The following is a 21,290-nucleotide window of genomic DNA, read 5'->3' on the forward strand; positions in this document are numbered from 1 at the left end:
TATGGAAAACACTATCGTAGAGTTGAAGTTCTCACTCGACACTTTTTACTTTTTGATGTCGGGTGTTTTAGTAATGTGGATGGCGGCTGGTTTCGCTATGCTTGAAGCAGGTTTAGTTCGTGCAAAAAATACAACAGAAATTCTAACTAAAAATGTTGCACTATTTTCTATTGCTTGCACTATGTTTTTATTAGTGGGTTACAACATAATGTATGTTGATAACGCAGAAGGTGGTTTCATCCCTTCATTTGGCGCATTAATCGGCACGCAAGCTGCTGATGCTGATCACTCTTTAGAGTCTGATTTCTTCTTCCAAGTTGTGTTTGTAGCAACAGCTATGTCAATCGTATCTGGTGCGGTTGCTGAGCGAATGAAGTTATGGGCATTCTTAATTTTTACTGTTATTTTAACCGGTTTCATCTACCCAATCGAAGGTTACTGGACTTGGGGCGCGGGCTTTTTATCAGAAATGGGCTTTGTTGACTTCGCTGGTTCTGCAATCGTTCACGGTGCAGGTGCTGCGGCAGCGCTAGCTGGTGTGCTTTTCTTAGGTGCTCGTAAAGGTAAATACGGTAAAAATGGCGAAATCTACCCAATTCCTGGTTCTAACTTACCGTTAGCAACATTGGGTACATTAATTCTTTGGATGGGTTGGTTCGGCTTCAACGGTGGTTCGCAACTACTTGTTTCTGATGCTGAAAACGCAACAGCAGTTGGCAAAATCTTTTTAAACACTAACGCAGCAGCAGCGTGTGGCGCAATCGCAGCACTATTTGTATGTAAAGTGTTATGGGGTAAAGCTGACTTAACAATGGTTCTAAATGGTGCATTAGCAGGTCTGGTAACGATTACTGCTGAGCCAGCATCACCAACACCATTACTTGCTTGTTTACTTGGTCTATTAGGTGGCTCACTGGTTGTATTTAGCATCGTTGCACTTGATAAAGCGAAAATCGATGACCCTGTAGGTGCTATCTCTGTACACGGTGTGTGTGGTGCATTAGGTATTATGCTAGTGCCACTTTCAAACTCTGATGCAACCTTTGTTAATCAATTAATTGGCTTAGTATGTATCTTAGGATTTGTATTCATCGCGTCATCAATCGTATGGGCAATCCTGAAAAATACCATGGGTATCCGTGTTACCGAAGAAGAAGAACTAAACGGTATGGATCAACATGACTGTGGTATTGATGCTTACCCTGAGTTTGTTTCAGTTCGCAGTAACTAATCTTAGTGCGTGCAATAGCACGCACATAAAAATATCATTGTGTGTTCAAATCGAAGCTCTACTTAGGTAGGGCTTTTTTGCGTTTAAATAAGTCTTTTCTGATAGGCGAAATAGTCGTTTTTTGACTATGCTTTTAATTCTGAATTAATAAGGAAAAACGATGGATAACAAACTCTTGCTTATAATTATTTCGCTGTTTTTACCACCTGTAGCGGTATTTTTGAAAGCGGGTGCTGGTAAAGACTTAGTAATTAACATTATTTTATGCTTTATCTTTTTTATACCTGCTGTGATCCACTCACTCTGGTTGTGTACACGCTAGTCGAGTTTAAGTGACTGTTAATTTTACAGGTGTTAGTATTGCGCTGTTTAGGGCTTAATCCTGTAAAATTAACTGACCAATAGCGAACTCAATGGCTGATAAAAAAACTCCTGCAAAAAAGTCGTCTAGCAAACCTAAAGCGGCATCAAAAAAAACTACTACTAAGCGCTCACGCACATCTCAAGTGCCTGCTAAAACAAGTTTATTGAGAAAACTTTGGTCAATTTTTTGGAAGCTTTCACTCGCAGTAATAGTTGCCATGGTGCTGTATCTAATTTATTTAGATGCAAAAATCACTCGCCAATTTGAAGGCAATAAATGGCAGTTACCTGCACAAGTATATGCCCGCGCAATGAGCTTTTATCCCGGGCAGTATTTGTCTCAGCAAGAGGTTATTTGGGAGTTAAACCGTTTAAATTACTCATCTGTAAACAAGCTAAGCCGTACAGGTCAGTATGTTAAATCGGCTAACAGTATTAAAGTGTACCGTCGCGAGTTTGAGTTTTATGATGGCCTTGAAGATGCACACGTTATTGAGCTGCGTTTTTCAGGGCAGAAATTAGCAACTATCAAAGATAAGTTTGGCCGCCGTTTAAACAATGCTCGATTAGAGCCGGTTCAAATAGCTCGCATTGGTAATGATTCAAAACAAGACCGCGAGTTTGTACCGCTTGATAAATTTCCGCCGATGCTAAAAGATACCTTGCTGGTGGTTGAAGATCGCAATTTCTATCAACACCATGGTGTATCTGTGTGGTCAATTATGCGCGCTTTATACAGCAATATTAAAGCCGGACGTACAGTGCAAGGGGGCAGTACTTTAACCCAGCAATTAGCAAAGAATATATACCTTACCCGTGAGCGTTCACTGGTGCGTAAGTTTAATGAAGCGCTTATTGCCTTGATATTAGATTACCGCTACAGCAAAGATGAAATATTAGAAGCCTACCTGAATGAGGTGTATTTAGGTCAGTCTTATAATCAAGGCGTGCATGGTATGGGCCTTGCCGCTGAGTTTTATTTTTCAAAGCCTGTGGATGAGCTTGAATACGACCAAATTGCGCTTTTAGTGGCTATGGTGAAAGGTCCATCGTATTACAACCCACGTCGTTATAGTGAGCGCGCAATGGAGCGCCGTGATTTAGTGCTGCGCTTAATGGTTGAAAACAAGCTAATTGATACCCGTGAGTACCGCGCAGCATTAAAGCGCCCTATTGATATTGCACCAATGAAAGACAGCTTGCAAAAGTCGTATCCGGGTTACTTAGAATTAGTTAACCGAGAATTAAAGCGCCTGCTACCTGATCAGCAGGTGTTAGATGCTGGGGTGCGTGTATTCACTTATTTTGACTTACAAAAGCAAACGGCCATGGAAGAGTCTGTTGAGGCAAGTCTACCTTATCTAGAAAGACGCCCTAAAACAGAAGAGCTTGAGGCAGCGATGATTTCTGTTAATGTCGAAAAAGGTGGAGTGTCGGCGCTAGTTGCAGGCCGTGACGTACGTTATTTTGGTTTTAACCGTGTGCTTGATACCAAACGTAATATTGGCTCATTAGTTAAGCCAGCAGTTTATTTATCGGCATTTGAAAGTGGTCAGTTTAATGTTGCTACGTTGGTGGATGACTCACCGCTGCAAGTGACTAATGAGCAGGGTAAAGTGTGGCAACCTGAGAACTTCGACAAGCAGTTCCGCGGCCCTATGCCTCTTTATAAAGCATTTAGTAACAGTATTAATATCCCTGCGGTTAACACTGGCCTTGATGTTGGGGTTGATAAAGTAGCTGATACCTTGAAGCGTCTAGGTGTAAAAGGGCGAATTGATCAATATCCATCATTGTTATTAGGCGCTCTTGAGCTTTCAAGCTTTGAAGTAGCGCAGCTTTATACAACGCTGGCTGCTGATGGTCAGTATCGTGAGTTAACATCTATTTCAGCACTGACAGACTCAGTAGGTAAAGTGCTTTATAAGCATGATGTCAGCTCACAAAAACGTTTTGATGATGCATCAATTTACATGACTAAGTATGCAATGAAGCGCGTGACTAAAGATGGCACGGCTAAACGCCTAAATGCTCATTTCCCATCAATTCAGCTTGCTGGTAAAACAGGCACCAGTAATGACTTACGCGATAGCTGGTTTGCAGGTTTTGACCAAAATACCGTAACTGTTGCATGGATTGGTCGCGACGATAACAAGAGCACAGGTTTAACGGGCAGTGTTGGCGCACTAGAGGCCTACATTCGTTACCTTAAACCACTCAACCCTGAAGCTATAGCAGATACTCGTCCGGCTTCTATTCGTTGGGCATTCATTAATGAAGAAACCGTATGCAAGCGCCTCCGGGTTGCGGCAAAGTGGTGCAGCTACCCATACGTGCAAGCGAGTTTGAGCCTAGACCTAATTGTCAGCGCTAAACTTGGCCATTGAATCATTTAGCTCAACACAGAGTTGAGCTAAATTTTGTACGCTATTCATTGCCATAAGTGCGCTTTTCTCTGTGTCTCTGGCAAGTTCACTGACATCTTCAGCGTGGTGTAAAGCGTTTTGAATTGCAGTGCCTTGCTGATTGACTTGAACTGCTATTTGCTTTCCTTGCATGCCAATATCAGACATTGATGCTGCGACAGCTAATAAATTATTTTTAGTGTGCTCTGCACTTTGTGAACCTTGTTCCATCTTCTCTACGCTTGCTTGCATTTTATCTTGTGTTAGCTTTGTTGCGGATTGAAGTGAATTAATAATTTGGTGGATCTCATGAGTTTGTTGTTGAGTGCGTTTTGCAAGGGTTCTTACTTCATCTGCAACAACCGCAAAGCCTCGGCCTTGTTCACCAGCTCTAGCTGCTTCTATCGCAGCATTCAAAGCTAGTAGGTTGGTTTGCTCGGCAATTTCATTTATACCATTACTCACGCTACTAATCGCTTGGCTGTCTTTAGCAAGTAACTCTAAGGCAGCAAGACCCTCGTTGAACTCTTGTTGTAAATGACTCATGTGCGTGGCTAAATGTGCGCTTTCATCAGCACCTTTTTGTACTTTTTTGGCTGCAGATGAAGCTAAATCAACGGCTTGAGAGGCAGACACCTCGACATGTTCGGCAGCTTGGCTCATTTCTGATAAAGCTTGGCTAATAGTTGACACACTTTGTTGCTGAACTTGTACATCTTGACTGGTTTTTTCAGAGTGACTCGTCACTGTATCTGTGGTTGTTATGACACTGTTCGTAGTGTGCTTGACTTCATTTACCATCAAAGAAAATGATGCCAATACATGATTAAACTCTTTTCCTATTGAGGTTAACTCATCTTTACCTGTTAACTTTAAACGCGCAGAGATATTACCTTGCGCGGCACTGTTAGCGGTTTCTGAAAAAAGCTTTAGGGTATCAACTACTAAGCGATAAAATCCAAGCATCAAGTAACTGGCTATTATTAAAGATAATAGAGCCGCAGCGATAACAAGGTACAAAATGAATTGTTCATTGTTTAGCTTATAACTAATGATACTCGCAAGGGCAGGCTCAGTGTCAGCAATGTACTCATCTATACTTTGGTTTAAATTCGCTTTAAGGCTCAAAAATTGTGCTTTGCTTAATTCTATCGTATCAGGCTCCAACAGCCTTTGGTTAACTTGTTGCGAAAACTGAGATATGTTTTCTAGTAATGTTTCAGCACTAGGAGATAGTTGCTCTTTTATTTTATTGTCTTGTTGGAAGGCGATGGATAACGCATCTTTAAATTGCCCAGATAATTGGGGCATCGCTTTAATTTGGTTTGATAAAGCAATAAAGCTTTCTGGCGTAAACTTACCTTGATTTAATACTTTTTCAGCACTTTGGTAGGTGCTATTAAGATGGTAAATCAAGTTAGGCAAATGGGTGACTAAAGTACGATTTAAGTAATTAATAGTGAGGTTTTGACTAACAGCTAATTGCGACTCAATTGATACTGTTTCAAGTATGTTTTCTTCACTCGATGCATTGTGAGCATAACCTAAAGTTTGGGCGGAATTCAGCATGGCTTGTTGCTTGTTATCGACAAGATACGATAACAGCAAGCGGTAACTACAGATGCCTTTGTATTGTTGTTTTGAAACTTGGATATTTTCATTTAACAGACTGATTAGAAAAAATAAGCTCAGACACAGAGGAAAAACTAATAAACTAAACAATAAAGTAATTTTATGTTTGTACTTAAGTTGTGCCATTAAATTAACAGCAGGTGTTATGAGTCTATTCACAGTTTTCTCGCTAAACAATACTAGTATAAAAAGAATAGACCGAAAAATAAGATATTTTCATTCAAATAAAAAAAGCCCTCACACTTTCATGTGAGGGCTTTTTCAAAATAATAGCTTTTTACAGCTTCGCGAATGCGCGCTCTGCGGCTGCAATGGTGTCGTTGATCTCTTTTTCAGAGTGTTCAGCGCACACAAAGCCTGCTTCAAACGCCGAAGGAGCGAGATAAACACCTTCTTCTAGCATTAAGTGGAAGAACTTTTTGAAGCGTTCTAAATCACACTCAGTCGCTTGTTGGTAGCTAGTTACTTTTTCTTTATCAGTAAAGAAGAAACCGTACATACCACCTGCGTAGTTTGTTGTAAGTGCAATACCTGCTTTTTTCGCAGCGGCTTCAAAGCCTTCACAAATTGCTTTGCTCTTTGCTTCAAGCTCGTGGTGCGACCGTCAGCACTTAAAAGTTCTAAAGATTTTAAACCGGCAGCCATGGCAATTGGGTTACCTGATAATGTGCCCGCTTGATAAACTGGACCAACAGGTGCGATGTAATCCATGATTTCTTTCTTACCGCCAAATGCACCCACAGGCATACCGCCACCGATCACTTTACCTAAACAGGTTAGGTCTGGTTTGATGTTGTAGTAAGCTTGTGCGCCACCTAAAGCAACACGGAAACCTGTCATTACTTCATCAAAAATAAGCACAGATTTGTATTCATCACACACCTCACGCAGACCTTCTAAGAAGCCTGGTACAGGTGGAATACAGTTCATGTTGCCAGCAACTGGCTCAACGATGATACAAGCAATTTCGTCAGCATATTTTGCGAAAATTGCTTTTACTTCATCAAGGTTATTAAACGACACAGTTAATGTGTGCTTAGCAAAGTCTTCAGGAATACCTGGTGAGTTTGGTACACCCATAGTCAGTGCGCCTGAGCCTGCTTTTACTAGTAGTGAGTCTGCATGACCGTGGTAACAGCCTTCAAACTTTAAGATTTTGTCACGGCCAGTGAAACCACGTGCTAAGCGAATTGCACTCATTGTTGCCTCAGTACCTGAGCTTACCATACGTACTTTTTCGATTGATGGTACTAGCTCTTTTACTTTTTCGGCCATTAAGATTTCAGTTTCGGTTGGCGCACCATAGCTTAAGCCATTTTCTACGGCTTCTAATACCGCTTGCTTAATAGCTGGGTGGTTATGGCCCATGATCATGGGTCCCCATGAACCAACGTAATCGATATAACGGTTACCATCAGCATCAAAGGTAAAAGGGCCTTCAGCTTTAGTGATGAATAAAGGAGTACCGCCAACGCCATTGAAGGCACGAACTGGTGAGTTAACACCGCCTGGGATTGATTCTTGCGCGCGATTAAAAAGATCTTGGCTAATTGTCATGAATAGTCCTATTGGGTTGTCACGTTAAATGAGTTGGTTTGCGAGGGCTCAAAGAGCCCAAAACGAAGCAAGTTAGCTATTACGTTTACGGCTAAACCAAGGCACGTCGACTTCATATTGCTCAACTTTGTCGGCAACATCTAAGGTTAGAGCAAACAACGCCATGCGAATTAACACGCCATTTTGCACTTGGCGGAAAATTGCTAGGTTGTCGTTGCTATTTAAATCGTTATCTAGCTCGTTTGCCTCTAAACGGCTGTCACGAGGGAGTGGGTGCATCAATACTGAGTTTGGCTTACAGTGTGCGTTGTAAATTGCTTGGCTGATACGGAAACCACCACGGTATTTGTTAGCTTCTTCTTGTGAAGGGAAGCGTTCTTCTTGGATACGGGTTTGATACACAATATCGGCCGCCAAGTTGCCTTCCATCTTATCGACTACTTGAATTTTATGACCTGCGTTATCTACAGCATCTAAAATGTAGTCTGGCATTTGTAAGCCATCAGGTGCCACCATAGAGAACTTAACGTCTTTATAATGACAAAGTAATTTAGATAAAGAGTGCACAGTACGGCCGTATTTTAAATCACCTACTAGGGCAATGTGCATACCGTCGATGCTTTGGTTGAAGCGACCTAGTTCACGCTCAATTGTTAGTAAGTCCAGTAGGGCTTGTGTTGGGTGCTCATTTGGGCCGTCACCGCCATTAATCACTGGCACGTCACATCCAGTGGCAAACTCAGCAACAGAGCCAGCGTCAGGGTGGCGCATTGCGACTGCATCTGCATACGCTGAGATAACGCGAGCGGTATCATACAAAGATTCACCTTTTGCAAGCGCCGAGCTTTGCATACCCGTTGTTTCACGAACCAAACCACCTAGTAAGTTAAATGCTGTACCAAAACTTACGCGAGTACGCGTGCTTGGTTCAAAGAACAAGTTCGCTAAAATTGCGCCCTCTAAAACATTGGTGCGCTTTTGCTTTTTAGCATAAGGCTCCATTTTCTTAGCAACTGCAAAAATACGTTCAATACAATCTCGATCAAGCTGATTGACCGACAGGATATTTTCACCTTGGAAACTTAGCATGGGGTTTGTTCCTAATCATATTTATAGGGCGCTGGCACTCGGTATGGGAGGCCGCATAAATTTGCGCAGTACTATAGCAAATTTTTAGCGTTCACAGCAGCAAATTATAAGTTAGGTTTAATAATTGCCAGTGCCACTATAGCTAAAAGGATGAGTACCGGAACTTCATTAAAAATACGGTAAAAGCGATCGCTACGAGTATTGCGATCATGCTTAAAGTCAGCCAGTAATTTAAAGCAATAGCCATGATAAATATAAAGGATAATTACTAACACCAGTTTGTAGTGCAGCCACATGCTGTATCTAAACCAATCACGACCATATTCAAAAATGGTCAGTAAGCCAAAAACCAATGTTAAAACGGCAAACGGCGTCACAAAAAACAGTAAGCGGCGTTCCATTACTTTCAGCATTGAGTTACAGGCTTTTTCTTCACTCATTGCGTGGTAAACAAAAAGACGTGGCAGGTAAAAAATACCGGCAAACCAAGCAATCATAAAAAATACGTGGAAGGTTTTATAAACTAATAGCGCAGTCATTTAAGCATCCATTTTAATTGTTATAACAAACTATTGCGTATGGTAAGAATATGTCTGATTTGGTCCCAACGCAAAAGGCCCATAATCTGTTGGTTATCAAGTAGGTTGTAAATATACACCGCACCGCTGCGTTTATCTTTTAGTAAGTCAAAAGCATCGGCTAATGTTGCTTGGCTACTAAGGCCGGCAAGGCTGACATATTTGATGTTACTTTCTTGGTCAGACATCAAACTTAAATCATATTCAGCAAGACGATAGCCATTCTCTTCATCATGAACAATCAGCGGGGTTTGGCTATCAAGGGCATCGAGCGATTCTTTAATTTGTTGTTTGTCGTCACTGTAAAGCAGTTTGAACTGCTCATCCATTTCATCCATCACGCCTACTTTTTGTAATGCTTCTGTGGCAGGCGATATTTGATACTCAAGCCCTTGGAAATCAAGTTGTTGCATAAAAATAGAGCGGTTACCAAAAAACTGCAATGCTGTGACATAAGCCGTTGAGATCACCAACATGGCTGGCACAATAATCTCGGGGCTTGAGGTCAACTCCATAACCGTAGTGAGTGCAGCAAGTGGTGCGTGTAATGTAGCGGCCAATAACCCTGCCATGCCAAGCATGCTGTAGGTACCTGTGATATCTACTCCTGGGCTAATAAACTGCGCAAAGAAGGCCATTAAGGTGCCCATTAATACACCAAGCCCAATAACAGGGCCGATGATCCCACCCGGAATACCCAAACCAATGGCAAATAAGGTGGCGAGTAATTTGGCAATCAAGATGGTTGTTAAAAACTGCACATCATCTGGTGATTCAATAGCAATAGTGATGGCGCTCATACCTGAACCCATTGCATGAGGAACCATATAAGCAATTAACCCTGCAATTAACCCTGCCAGTAATAGGCGAGGAAACATGCTAAGCGGTTTAAAAGTGCGGATTATAAGCATCAAGTTTTGGTTAAACGCATAGGCAACAGCCCCTAGTGCCATACCAAAAATGATTAAAAATGGGTAATGCCAGCCACTCAATGGGTTCATGGTGATAAGCGCAAGCTCTGAAGCATCACCAAATACAAACTGAGTGGCTAAAGCACCAGTAACCGCAGCGAGCATAATGGGCACAAAAATATGCACTTTATATTCCCTAAGCACCACCTCCATAACAAAGATAACGGCTGCAAGTGGGGTGTTAAATGAGGCTGCAATTCCGGCTGCAACGCCACAACCGGTGAGGGTACGCATTGCATTGTGTGGAAGGTGTAGTTTATCGGCCAGTAAACTGGCACCTGTTGCACCCATATGCACTGACGGGCCTTCTCGGCCCACCGAAAAACCACTGATCAAGGCTAAAGCACCACCAACAAATTGGTTAACCGTGTTATAGAGTGGCATATGACCGTAGTATTTTTTTATTCGATGAATGACAAATGGAATACCAAGTCGATAATGTTTAAATCCAGTTGAAGCTGCAAAAAGGGCAATTAATAAGGCTGCGCCGACTGGTAATAAAACACGTTCAAGAGTAGGAAGCGTAGAAAAGTCATCAGGCTTTTCTAAGAATAAGCTCTGGAAAAACATGATCGTAAGGCGAAAGAATATGATCAGCACTGCCGCAATTAACCCTGCACTCACACCAAGTAAGCACAATTGCACAGATGTTTTAGGCTTTGCTAGTCGACGTCTTAGTCTCTCAAGCCACACGCATATTTCCTCACAGCACTTTTGAGCCGCAGTTTACCAAATCAAACTCACTAAGTCGTTGGCATTTTATATTTTTATCTTCTTTTTGGGAAAATCGAGCTGATTATAATATTTAATGACTGAGCCAAGGTTATGGTTGCATACTTATCACTGTCATAGGAGAGTTATGTTTTTGCTTGTACATGCGCTCATCAGCTTTATTTAATAAGTCGTCAAGTGATTTTGCATCATCAGGATATAAAGCATAACCAACACTTGCGCCTACATTTAAATAACCCACCTCAGATGCAATTGGCGTTGATATTGAGTTAATAAAACGTGTTAGAGCTCGCTCAATCTGATTTTGATTTTCTATATCAGTAATGACTATGACAAATTCATCACCCCCAATGCGTGCAACACAATCTGTTTTTCGGGCTGTTTCAAGTAACCGTTTAGCAATTTCAACAAGCACGAAATCACCAACTAAATGACCATGGGTGTCATTGATGGGCTTAAATTTGTCAAGGTCAAAGTATAAACAACCAACCTTACCACCTGTGCGTTCAACACGGTCAAACTCATGATTAATAAACTTACTTAAAGCGCTTCTGTTTGCAAGACCGGTAAGATGATCTGTTTGTGCCAACATTCGTATCTGTTGTTCAGCCAAAACCCGCTTGGTAATATCAAAATTGACGCCGATCATCCGTTTTCCGTAGATTCTTCCGTCGGCATTGATATAGCGAGTTCTGCCAGAAGATAAAACGATACGAAACTCAGCATGAAATTCTTCATTGTTTAGTATCGAAAGCTTGAGCTTATTTGTAACGTCCTCATAATCATCTGGGTGTAAGGTGCTCGCCCATGTTGAGTAATTGCCTTTAAAAGATGTTTTTGGAATTTCGAACAAGGTATGCATCCAGTCATCCCAGATTAATTCATTGGTTTCAAAGTTCCACTCCCAAATTCCAATGTGTGCTGCATCTGCAGCCATTGACATCCGTTGATGTAAGTTCTCAAGATCTGTTTTTGCTTGTTTTAATTCAGTAACATCTTCAGATACATCCAGTAAGTAGCGAGCTTTTCCTTGAGCGTCTCTAATTGCGAGCTTTCTGGTTCGAAGATAATGCGTTCGACCATTTATGGTCATAGGCTTCTCAGTTACAAAAAGTGTTTCGTTACTTTTTAGTACATCCCTATCTGTTTGAATAAAATTCACGGCGTCCTCATCGCTAAAAATATCAAAGTCATTTAAGCCAATGAGTTGCTCTTTAGTTTTACCTAAAAGTTGCTCACCTGCTTTATTGACATGGCTAAATGTTAGATGCTCGGCCTCTTTTACGAACAGCATAATAGGTAAGTTATCGAAAATTGTTTGTGTAAACGCTTCTTGGTTTTGAATGTCGCTTAGGTCTTTAATAGTTGCAACGTAAGAGCCTGCTTCTTTTTTGCCAATGGAGCTAATTGTGAGAGTGATAGGAAAGTAGCATTTATCTTTACGTAACCCCTTTAATAGGCGGCTCTTATTTGTACTCACGTTTTCTTTTTTTTGCTGTGGGTCGCAGAATATCTCATCTAACTGCGATGATTGTTTTGGGATTAAAGTGTGGATATGTTTACCGATTAGGTGGGTTGGTTCATAGCCAAAAACAGGAAGAACTGCTGGGTTAGCGAATTCAATTACTCCTACATTATTAAAGCTAATAACGACATCTTGAACTGTATTCAGCACGGCTTCAAGTTTGGCTGATAGTAAACTTCGTGCTCTAAGTTCGACAATCCCTAATACGAACAGACTTAGGGCTAATAAGACGGATATAATTAATTTTGCAAGCGCAGCGTTATCATGGCCAGATGTATAAATGGTATAATCAGTCTCAAATACAGTCATTGAAATCATACCAATGTAGTGCATGCTTGAAATAGCACTCCCCATAATGACTGCAACGAGAATGTTTATACGTGTTTGGTTTACCTCACGCTCATTTCTAAAATCATTAATCCATAGTGCAATGCCAGAAAGAACAATTGCGACTAAAATCGATAATGAAAATAACCAAGGTTCATAGGCCATGTGGGCTGGCATCATCATTGCCATCATGCCAATAAAGTGCATACAACCAATACCAGCCCCCATAAGTACACTTCGAAAAACTAGCCCTTTGCCACGCCCAATAGTGGGGGAAAGAACAATATAACTTGCAAAAACGCTTGGCAAAATAGAGAATCAAAGTGACCGTGATGTTGTATTCAACAGCGATAGGAAGTTTATAGGCGAGCATACCTACAAAATGCATACCCCAGATACCAATACCTAAAAAGCACGATGCTAACAAAGTCCATACAAGGCTTTCATTTCTTAATTGAGAGCTTTTAATTTTTGCTGATAGTAAAAATGAAATGTAAGAAGCAAAGACCGCAGTAAGTACGGATAAGCAAACGAGTAAACTATCGTACTGCGCAGGGATTGTTTGCGAGCTAGTTAAGCTTGGACTAATGAAATGCAGCTTTAAATAATCTATCACTGTGATGGTCCCTCATCGCATAACTTTTACATGGGTAAAAAGTACTACAATTAAATGTTAGTTCAATGCGAATATGTTAGCCAATCCTATACTAAAATATTTTCAATGGGAGGCGATACTTGATTAAAATACTCGGGTATTAGATAATTGCGACCATTATAGGTTTTGAGGGTTTTGGTATGTCAGATGAGTTGCCAATCAAGTTCAGCGATGCAGCAGCTGTTCGCGTTAAACAGTTAATCGAGGAAGAAGAAAATCCTGATCTAAAGCTACGTGTATACGTTACAGGTGGTGGTTGCTCAGGTTTCCAATATGGTTTTACTTTTGATGAAAAAGCTAACCCTGGCGATTTAGAAATTGTTAAAAATGGTGTAACGCTAGTTGTTGACCCTATGAGTATTCAATACCTAGTTGATGGTACCGTTGATTACACAGAAGGCCTTGAAGGGGCTCGCTTTTTTGTGAATAACCCGAACGCAACTACAACCTGTGGTTGCGGAGCCAGCTTCAGCGTTTAATTATTTATGAAAGCCACTTGATGTGGCTTTTTTATTGCTTTAACTTCTCATAATATCCTGCCTCTGCTAAATTTTACGCATTATTAGAAGGAATTTTGCGTTGCCAAATATAACTACAACAATAGAAAAGAAACCCTATATTTTAGCTATCGCCATTGTTTTGGTGATTATATTGTGGATGCTATCCGGCGATAGCAAAGCAGATCAAAACGCGCAGCAAAGTAAAGAACAAGCCCAAGAGCGCTTGCCTAAAGTGCAGGTGATGTCATTAGTTGCTAAGAAAATAAATAAAAACCTGACCTTTTACGGTAAATCAGAGCCTGACAAAATCGCAAATATTAGCGCTAGGCAAGCAGGACAAGTACTCGAAATCTTGGTTGAAGAAGGTCAGTTTGTAAAACAAGAACAGGTTATTTTACGCCTCGATAAGTCTGATTTAGCCGCCCAAATTACATCAGCAGAAGCCTTAGTGGCACAGTATCAAACTGAATACGAAGGCGCCCTTAAGCTAAATCAGCAAGGTTTACAGAACAAAGTATTAACCATGCAAGCGCAAGCTATGTTGCAACAGGCTAAAGCAACCTTAGTTAGCCTTGAATTAAAATTAGAGCGCACTGAAGTACGCGCTGCTTTTGATGGCGTTATTAACAAACGTTTAGTCGAAATTGGTGATTATGTTGGCATAGGCGACCCTATTTTACAGCTCGCTGATTTAGACCCGTTAATTGTTAGAGCCGATGCGACTCAAAAAGAAGTGCAAGGCTTAGAAGTCGGTCAAGCTACTTTTGCTCATGTTTTAAATGACAAAACCTATCCTGGTCGTATTCGTTATATTGCATCTGTTGCTGATGACAGCACCAATACATTTCGCATCGAAGCGGCGTTTGAAAACCCAGGAATGAAATACAAAGCAGGTTTTTCGACTCAGCTAAATATTGAGTTGCCAACTGAGCCTGCAATGTTATTAAGCCCGGCTTTTATGGCCCTTGATGAGCAAGGTAATATCGGCGTAAAAGTCGTGAATGACGATAATATTGTTGAGTTTAAATCGGTGAATCTGGCTAAAAGTACCGAGCAGGGGGTTTGGCTTTGGGGTTTAGGCGAACAAGCAAATGTCATTACCCTTGGTCAAGGTTTTGTGCGTGCCGGTGATAAAGTTGAGCCCGTGTTTACTGAAGCTACGAGCAACTAAGTATGAAAAACTTAATCGAAGCGTCGTTGACTCACACGCGTACAGTTTTATCTATTTTCATCTTGTTGCTGATCTCGGGCTGGGTGACATATCAAACCATCCCTAAAGAAGCGAATCCTGATGTCACCATTCCTTTTATTTATGTGTCGATTATTCATGACGGTATTTCCCCTGAAGATGCTGAGCGGCTATTAGTTAAACGCCAATGGAGATTGAGCTCCGCTCGATTGAAGGCGTAAAAGAAATGTCAGCGGTGGCAAGTGAAGGGCATGCCTCTGTGACCCTTGAATTTATCGCGGGTATGGATCCCAAAGAAGCCTTAGCTGATGTGCGAGATAAAGTCAGCTTAGCTAAGGCGAAACTGCCTTCTGAATCAGAAGAACCAGAAGTTCATGAAATCTTGATGGAAGACGAGCAACCGACTATTACATTAACCTTATCCGGTGATGCGCCAGAGCGAGGTTTGTTAACCCTTGCTCGTAATCTTAAAGATGAACTAGAAAGCATTTCTAGCGTATTAGAAGTTGATGTAGGTGGTGATCGCGAGGACATGGTCGAAATTGAGGTCGATCCACTGGCGATGATTTCTTATGGTCTTGAACCGAGTGACATCATTCAACTGCTATCAAATAACAACCGCTTAGTTGCTGCCGGTACACTTGATACTGGTAAAGGACGCTTTGCTGTAAAAATCCCGTCGGTATTTGAGACGATTCAAGATGTCATGGAGCAACCCGTGAAAGTCGTTGGCGATAGGGTGGTACGTTTTATGGACGTAGCAAAAATTCGTCGAGCGTATAAAGACCCAACCTCAATCGCACGTATTAATGGCCGCCATGCGGTTTCGCTGGAAGTAAAAAAACGTGCTGGTGAAAATATTATTGATACGGTCGAACAAGTGAAGCAAGTGGTCAATGAGGCCAAGAAAATATGGCCTGATCATATACGCGTTGATTACACCGGCGACATGTCAAAAGACGTAAAGATGATGCTTTCTGATCTGCAAAATAATGTGCTGTCTGCCGTATTATTGGTGGTTATCGTTATTGTGGCGGTACTTGGTGCGCGCACGGCATTTTTAGTGGGTATTGCCATTCCCGGTTCATTCTTAACGGGGATTTTAGTGATCTCTGTGTTTGGTTTAACGGTGAATATCGTGGTGCTCTTTGCGCTCATCATGGCTGTCGGTATGCTGGTGGATGGCGCAATTGTTGTTAGTGAGTTTGCAGACAGAGCAATGAGTGAAGGCAAACCGCGCAAGGTTGCATATAAACTGGCTGCAGAACGAATGGCATGGCCAATTATCGCCTCTACGGCAACAACATTAGCGGCCTTTGCCCCGCTGATATTTTGGCCGGGAATGATGGGCGAGTTTATGAAATACTTGCCGATTACACTTATTGCTACTTTGTCTGCGTCATTACTTATGGCACTGGTGTTTGTACCAACTATTGGTGGACTAATAGGTAAATCAAGGCCGCTTTCTGAGCAGCAAAAACATGATTTAGAGTTAGCAGAGTCTGGCGATTTAACACAAATTAAAGGAATGCTTGGGCGTTATATTCGAGTGCTTGATTATGCAACAGAGCGTCCTTGGTGGAGCCTTGCTGCTGCAATCGTGTTTTCTATTATGGTGTTTTTTGCCTTTGCTATTTCTAAGCTTGGCGTTGAGTTCTTTCCTGATGTTGAGCCAAATGGCGTCAATATCAAAGTACGTTCTTACAGTGACTTATCCATCTTTGAAAAAGACGTGATCATGAAAGATATTGAGTCGCGCATCCTAAAAGTGGAAGGTATAAAAACTCTGTACGCACGTACTGGTGGTAAAGATCAAGTAGGCACATTTAGAATGAATCTAAAAGATTGGGATGAGCGTCCGCCCGCAGAAGATATTATCAGCCAAGTTAACGAAATCACGGCAAGTTATGCCGGTGTAGAAATTGAACTTCGTAAAGATGAAAACGGTCCAGGTGGTGGTAAAGCGCTAAGCATTGAGCTGAGCTCTCGGTTTGTTGATGTGCTTAACAGTGAAGCTAAGCGAGTAAGGCAAGCTATCGAGAATGATGGCGCGTTTCGAAATGTTGATGACAGTGCTTCAAAACCGGGCATTGAGTGGCAACTTAAATTGAATCGTTCTGATGCCGCTCGTTTTGGTGCCGATGCCAGTATGTTAGGGGCAAATGTTCAGCTTATTACCAATGGCTTGAAATTAGGGGAATACCGTCCAGATGATGTGGATGACGAGATTGATATTCGCGTACGCTTTCCTCATGACAAACGTGATTTAGGACGTCTTGAAACGTTACGTGTAAAAACCATGCACGGGCAAGTGCCAATTAGTCACTTTGTTGAGCGTCAAGCAGCGCCTAAAGTCGATACTATCCGTCGTGTAGATTCTCAGCGCGTTGTTACCGTTAATGCAGACATGAAGCCGGGTGAACAACTTGCCAAGGCATTGCCGCGCTTACAAGCGCAATTAGAAGAGCAAGGATTAGACCCTCGCGTGAAAATTAAAGTGCGTGGTGAAACTGAAGATCAAGATGAATCAGAAGCCTTTCTTGAGCAGGCTTTTGTGGTTGCTCTATTTGTGATGGGTATCATTTTGGTGACGCAATTTAATAGCTTTTATCAAGCATTTTTGATTTTAAGTGCTGTGCTATTTTCAACTGTGGGTGTGTTCTTAGGTTTAATCGTATTACAGCAACCGTTTGGTATTGTGATGTCAGGTATTGGGGTTATTTCGCTTGCAGGTATTGTGGTTAATAACAATATAGTATTGATTGATACCTATAATGTTTTACGAAGCCAAGGTCTGGCTGCCAAAGATGCGATTTTGCGAACCGGTGCACAGCGTTTGCGTCCGGTATTGCTAACGACTGTTACCACCATTTTGGGATTGATGCCAATGGTACTCCAAGTGAATATTGATTTATTTAACCGTCACATTGATTTTGGTGCGCCATCTACTCAGTGGTGGGTGCAATTGGCAACAGCCGTTGCGGGTGGTTTAACATTTGCCACGGTGTTGACACTTGTGCTTACACCGTGTTTGTTAATGCTGCGAGATCGTCGTAGATAGTAATAGGTAAATTCGTTACCGATTAATTAAAAATGAGTGACCCTAGTGTTGGGTCACTTTAATCATCAGTAAAAAGAAGCCTAAAACTAACGCTGATGCGACCAAAATGTATACAAACCCATTTTTACCTTGCTTAATTGGTACTCGATTGTGTTTTAAAAATAGGTACCATGCTACACATAGTACAATTGGCAACAAAAATAATATACGAAACATTTCTTAGCCTTTTTCAGTATTTACGTACACTTTAAGCATAAATATGCAGAATTTAAAGCGATACTTTCATCTTGTTTGACTTCCAATTGATCAATTTTTTGGTACAGTTAACCAGTTAACTATAGAGCACATGCTTTAATTTTAGCTACACTAAGACATGTATACTAATAAGGTCCATACCTAAAAGGTGGACATTTGTATAATTAATAATTCAAAGTGAAAATTATTAGTATATAATGTATCCAAGAGTGAGACGGGCAAATTTCACTCTTAAGTTTATTAATTTAAATCATCTAGTAGGAGATGTATTTTATGATGGGTAAAACAGTTTCTTCTGAAGAAAACTCGAAATTAACGAAATGGCTTAAAACTAAACGCCACGAGAAAGGTCACACAATGCGTAGCCTTGCGCAGGTTTTAGGTACGCCGCATTCTTTTATCGGTAAAATTGAAAACCAAGAACGTCGACTAGATGTTATTGAATTCATACGTTATTGTGATGCTTTGGAAGTTGACCCGTACGAAGGTCTTAATTTGCTAAAAGACGCATAATTTTTTAGTGCTTTGTGGTGAAATAACACTACTAAAGTAATACAAATAGTGCAGGGAGGCGCTATTAAAATTTCACCATTTATCTCTCCTCTAAAATTACTTTCGTATCTAACTTGTTAAATCCCTTTGATGATAGTTGTTTTCTAGTGCATAAAGCTTATGCCTAATTAAAAATAAGAAAATTAATGAAGGTAAAACCATAAGTGCTGTCAGTACAAAGAACATCGCCCAATTTCCTCCTAACCAGTCATCAATGACCACGCCGCTATAACTTGAAAGTAAAGTTCTACCTAAATTACCTAATGAAGCAAGTAGCGCATAGTGAGTGGCACTAAATGCTCTGTCGCAAAGCATAGATATAAACGCCACCATAGCAACGAGAGACCAAGCCTGTGTAAAACCATCAATAATGATTGCAAACGCGTAAAGGCTCAATTTAGGGCCTGCTATAGCAATCCAAGCGAAGGCGAGATTTGAGGCTGCCATCGCAATACCACTAATAAATAAGCCTTTAACAATGCCATATCGTTGGTTAAACAAACTACCTAGAAAGGTGAAAGCGATAGTAAGTACTGCCGTACCTACTTTTGAGAAGGTAGCAATATCGCTATTCGAGAAGCCCACTTCTTTATAAAACACGATAGACATTCGCCCTAAGAAGGCCTCGCCGATTTTAAATAAGAAAATAAAAGCTAATAAAGCCAATGCTGTTTTTACCCCGTTACGGGCGAAGAAGGTTCTAAAAGGATCAAAAACGGTTACAGCAAGCCATGCAATAACTTTAGCAAAGCGAGTTTGCGTACTACCAGCCAGCTTTTGTTGATAGGTTTGCTCAAGCTCTGCTTGAACTGCATCGCGATTTGATTCTGGTTCTTTCGCCCAAAATACGCTGCTCATTAATAGCAGCATCACGACAGATAGGAAAAAGTAAACTTGTGGCCAATCAATTGAAGGAATGTCGGCCATATAAAACGGTAGGGCGCCTAATAGAGCATAGCCGCTCCACCAACCTGAGGTTGCCATTGCTGCCGCTGCGGTGGCTTTATGGCTCTCATTTTCTGCCAAAGTGTCGATACGAAATGCATCAATAGCAATGTCTTGAGTTGCAGATGCTATTGCAATCACTAAACACAGAGCGGCAGCAAACCAAAGGTTGGCTTTGATATCGAGCCCTGCAAGCGAAAAGGTACCAATAAAAATGACTGACTGACAGAGTAAAATCCAGCTACGGCGCTAAACCTAGCCAGTTAAATAAAAAAGGTAACTTTACACGGTCAACGAGCGGTGACCATAAAAAGTTAATGCTATATGCACCAAACACGATGCCAAACAACCCAATCATGCTGCGGCTCAGGCCTTCATCTTTTAGCCAGGCCGACATTACAGAGCCAATCAATACCCACGGAAAGCCGCTGCTAATACCAAAAATAAAAATATTAATTAAACGTTTATCTTTGAAGTATGAGAAATACTCTGAAAAAGAAAGGGTTTTTGTCATAGTGTTGCCAGTTTAAGGGGCGTGCGCCCCTATTTATTATTGATTAGCGTCAAGCACTTTTACGTTTAAGATAACTACAGGATCTTTGGGTACAAAGCTGTAACCAATTTTTTCATTGAAAGCAGTTTCGACACGCATGATTTTGTCTAGAGTTTCGTAGCCATCCATGACCATACCAAATACAGCAAAGCCCCAATCACGACCTGGATTAAGATGGTCGTTGTCGTCCATATTAAAGAAGAATTGACGCGTACCTGAGTGTGGTTTTCGGTCTTGATATGCCATTGCGATACTATACATATCGTTTTTTAACCCGTTGCCACTTTCATTGAAAATAGGGTCACCTTCGTACAGACCATCGTAGTCTTTATCGTAACCACCGCCTTGAATTACAAAATCACGTTCGTTGTCTTCATCACGTTCAACACGGTGAAATACACTACCTTGATAGCTACCATCGGCAACGTAAGTTAGAAAGTTATTTACTGTAATTGGTGCCCGTGAACGATCCATTTCGACCACAATACTGCCAAGCGTAGTAACAATTTCTACGCGCGGAAACATATTGTCTTTTTGAATAAACTTACCTTCAGTCGCTGCGAATGAACTGTGAGCAAAAAACAATAAAAAACTAAGTAATAAAATGCGTTTCATGGTTAACCTTCTAAATAGGCGATTAATTCTGGGTCAGATACAATGCGTGTTATAACCTGTTCAGTCAACTTATTAAGTTGACCTTCTATTTTTGCACGGTCATGACTGAGTGGTCCTTCAAGATTTGCGTTGCCGCGGTATATCTTACTAAAGTTACTTGTACTTTTAATCACTCTTAAACCAAACTCCACATTTGCAGCACTACTGTGCGTCATCATCTTTTCGGTGACAGTTGCTTGCAACTTATGAATATCTAATTCAAAACGTGTAGTTGCTAAGTTTGAAATGTTAGCACCATTTCGGCTCAGAGCACTGTCTAAGGCACTTTTCACAGAATCAGCTATTCCAGGGCTTGCAAGCGTTTTAACTTTGTCTGAACCAATGATTTTAAGGGTCACATTGTCACCACGTAAGTCAATTACGCTGGTGCTAACATTACTGTTAATAGTTGAAATTTTCCCGCCTTGATAAACGGGGTTCAAAATTAACTGATTTGGCTGATTGCTACACGCAGATAGGGCGGCTAGCAAGCATAAAGGAAGTATTTTTTTCATT

General features: G+C 41.1%; 13 protein-coding genes and 4 pseudogenes. 7 read left to right on the plus strand and 10 right to left on the minus strand.

Annotated elements, in window-relative coordinates:
* The first annotated feature begins 1 nt into the window (after position 1).
* From ACRWSG_RS12780 to mrcB, 3 genes and pseudogenes are all read left to right on the plus strand, one after another.
* Entirely contained in the window at positions 2-1,231 is a 1,230-nt protein-coding gene (locus ACRWSG_RS12780) for an ammonium transporter (RefSeq protein ID WP_054554261.1), read from the plus strand.
* A 160-nt stretch (positions 1,232-1,391) separates the two neighbouring features.
* The gene (locus ACRWSG_RS12785; RefSeq protein WP_082401591.1) at positions 1,392-1,553 is read left to right on the plus strand and encodes a YqaE/Pmp3 family membrane protein; all 162 of its coding nucleotides are present in this window, start codon (positions 1,392-1,394) and stop codon (positions 1,551-1,553) included.
* Positions 1,554-1,644: 91 nt separating this feature from the next.
* Positions 1,645-3,968, plus strand: a pseudogene (gene mrcB, locus ACRWSG_RS12790) (penicillin-binding protein 1B).
* On the opposite strand, the gene ACRWSG_RS12795 reads toward mrcB, so the two are convergent.
* The 7 genes and pseudogenes from ACRWSG_RS12795 to ACRWSG_RS12825 all read right to left on the minus strand — a co-directional run bounded on the left by ACRWSG_RS12795 (position 3,952) and on the right by ACRWSG_RS12825 (position 13,026).
* Entirely contained in the window at positions 3,952-5,790 is a 1,839-nt protein-coding gene (locus ACRWSG_RS12795) for a methyl-accepting chemotaxis protein (protein WP_462166470.1), read from the minus strand. The pseudogene mrcB and the gene ACRWSG_RS12795 overlap by 17 nt on opposite strands.
* A gap of 118 nt (positions 5,791-5,908) precedes the next feature.
* A pseudogene (gene hemL, locus ACRWSG_RS12800) lies at positions 5,909-7,188 on the minus strand (glutamate-1-semialdehyde 2,1-aminomutase).
* Between the two features lie 72 nt (positions 7,189-7,260).
* Entirely contained in the window at positions 7,261-8,277 is a 1,017-nt protein-coding gene (locus ACRWSG_RS12805; protein ID WP_054554265.1) for an aspartate carbamoyltransferase, read from the minus strand.
* Positions 8,278-8,381: 104 nt separating this feature from the next.
* Positions 8,382-8,816, minus strand: coding sequence for a CopD family protein (locus ACRWSG_RS12810; protein WP_054554266.1), 435 nt, complete (start codon positions 8,814-8,816; stop codon positions 8,382-8,384).
* Positions 8,817-8,836: 20 nt separating this feature from the next.
* Positions 8,837-10,519 (minus strand): chloride channel protein, encoded by a 1,683-nt coding sequence (locus tag ACRWSG_RS12815; protein WP_138601775.1) that lies wholly within the window; start codon positions 10,517-10,519, stop codon positions 8,837-8,839.
* Between the two features lie 130 nt (positions 10,520-10,649).
* The gene (locus ACRWSG_RS12820; RefSeq protein ID WP_462166472.1) at positions 10,650-12,638 is read right to left on the minus strand and encodes a sensor domain-containing protein; all 1,989 of its coding nucleotides are present in this window, start codon (positions 12,636-12,638) and stop codon (positions 10,650-10,652) included.
* Entirely contained in the window at positions 12,565-13,026 is a 462-nt protein-coding gene (locus tag ACRWSG_RS12825; RefSeq protein ID WP_462166473.1) for an MHYT domain-containing protein, read from the minus strand. The genes ACRWSG_RS12820 and ACRWSG_RS12825 overlap by 74 nt, the downstream gene beginning before the upstream one ends.
* A 179-nt stretch (positions 13,027-13,205) precedes the next feature.
* Here ACRWSG_RS12825 and erpA point away from each other — a divergent pair, with 179 nt between their 5' ends.
* From erpA to ACRWSG_RS12845, 4 genes and pseudogenes are all read left to right on the plus strand, one after another.
* The gene (gene erpA / locus ACRWSG_RS12830) at positions 13,206-13,544 is read left to right on the plus strand and encodes an iron-sulfur cluster insertion protein ErpA (protein WP_036966451.1); all 339 of its coding nucleotides are present in this window, start codon (positions 13,206-13,208) and stop codon (positions 13,542-13,544) included.
* A 100-nt stretch (positions 13,545-13,644) separates the two neighbouring features.
* Complete coding sequence (locus tag ACRWSG_RS12835) at positions 13,645-14,736, plus strand: efflux RND transporter periplasmic adaptor subunit (protein WP_054554269.1); 1,092 nt, start codon at positions 13,645-13,647, stop codon at positions 14,734-14,736.
* A 2-nt stretch (positions 14,737-14,738) separates the two neighbouring features.
* Positions 14,739-17,815: pseudogene (locus tag ACRWSG_RS12840) on the plus strand (efflux RND transporter permease subunit).
* A gap of 528 nt (positions 17,816-18,343) precedes the next feature.
* Positions 18,344-18,583, plus strand: a complete 240-nt coding sequence (locus ACRWSG_RS12845) for a helix-turn-helix domain-containing protein (RefSeq protein ID WP_054554271.1) — start codon at positions 18,344-18,346, stop codon at positions 18,581-18,583.
* A gap of 108 nt (positions 18,584-18,691) precedes the next feature.
* Here ACRWSG_RS12845 and ACRWSG_RS12850 read toward each other — a convergent pair.
* The 3 genes and pseudogenes from ACRWSG_RS12850 to ACRWSG_RS12860 all read right to left on the minus strand — a co-directional run bounded on the left by ACRWSG_RS12850 (position 18,692) and on the right by ACRWSG_RS12860 (position 21,289).
* Positions 18,692-20,081 (minus strand): annotated as a pseudogene (locus ACRWSG_RS12850) (AmpG family muropeptide MFS transporter).
* Positions 20,082-20,117: 36 nt separating this feature from the next.
* Complete coding sequence (locus ACRWSG_RS12855; RefSeq protein WP_054554273.1) at positions 20,118-20,735, minus strand: peptidylprolyl isomerase; 618 nt, start codon at positions 20,733-20,735, stop codon at positions 20,118-20,120.
* Between the two features lie 2 nt (positions 20,736-20,737).
* Positions 20,738-21,289: a YajG family lipoprotein gene (locus ACRWSG_RS12860; protein ID WP_054554274.1), complete on the minus strand. Its 552-nt coding sequence runs from the start codon at positions 21,287-21,289 to the stop codon at positions 20,738-20,740.
* Position 21,290 lies beyond the last annotated feature (1 nt).

The organism is Pseudoalteromonas sp. GB43 (assembly GCF_054923805.1).

Coding starts and splice junctions, on each gene's coding strand:
- ACRWSG_RS12780 (WP_054554261.1), top strand. CDS start 2: ATGGAAAACACTATCGTAGAGTTGAAGTTCTCACTCGACACTTTTTAC.
- ACRWSG_RS12785 (WP_082401591.1), top strand. CDS start 1,392: ATGGATAACAAACTCTTGCTTATAATTATTTCGCTGTTTTTACCACCT.
- ACRWSG_RS12805 (WP_054554265.1), bottom strand. CDS start 8,277: ATGCTAAGTTTCCAAGGTGAAAATATCCTGTCGGTCAATCAGCTTGAT.
- ACRWSG_RS12810 (WP_054554266.1), bottom strand. CDS start 8,816: ATGACTGCGCTATTAGTTTATAAAACCTTCCACGTATTTTTTATGATT.
- ACRWSG_RS12820 (WP_462166472.1), bottom strand. CDS start 12,638: ATGGGGGCTGGTATTGGTTGTATGCACTTTATTGGCATGATGGCAATG.
- erpA (WP_036966451.1), top strand. CDS start 13,206: ATGTCAGATGAGTTGCCAATCAAGTTCAGCGATGCAGCAGCTGTTCGC.
- ACRWSG_RS12845 (WP_054554271.1), top strand. CDS start 18,344: ATGATGGGTAAAACAGTTTCTTCTGAAGAAAACTCGAAATTAACGAAA.
- ACRWSG_RS12855 (WP_054554273.1), bottom strand. CDS start 20,735: ATGAAACGCATTTTATTACTTAGTTTTTTATTGTTTTTTGCTCACAGT.
- ACRWSG_RS12860 (WP_054554274.1), bottom strand. CDS start 21,289: ATGAAAAAAATACTTCCTTTATGCTTGCTAGCCGCCCTATCTGCGTGT.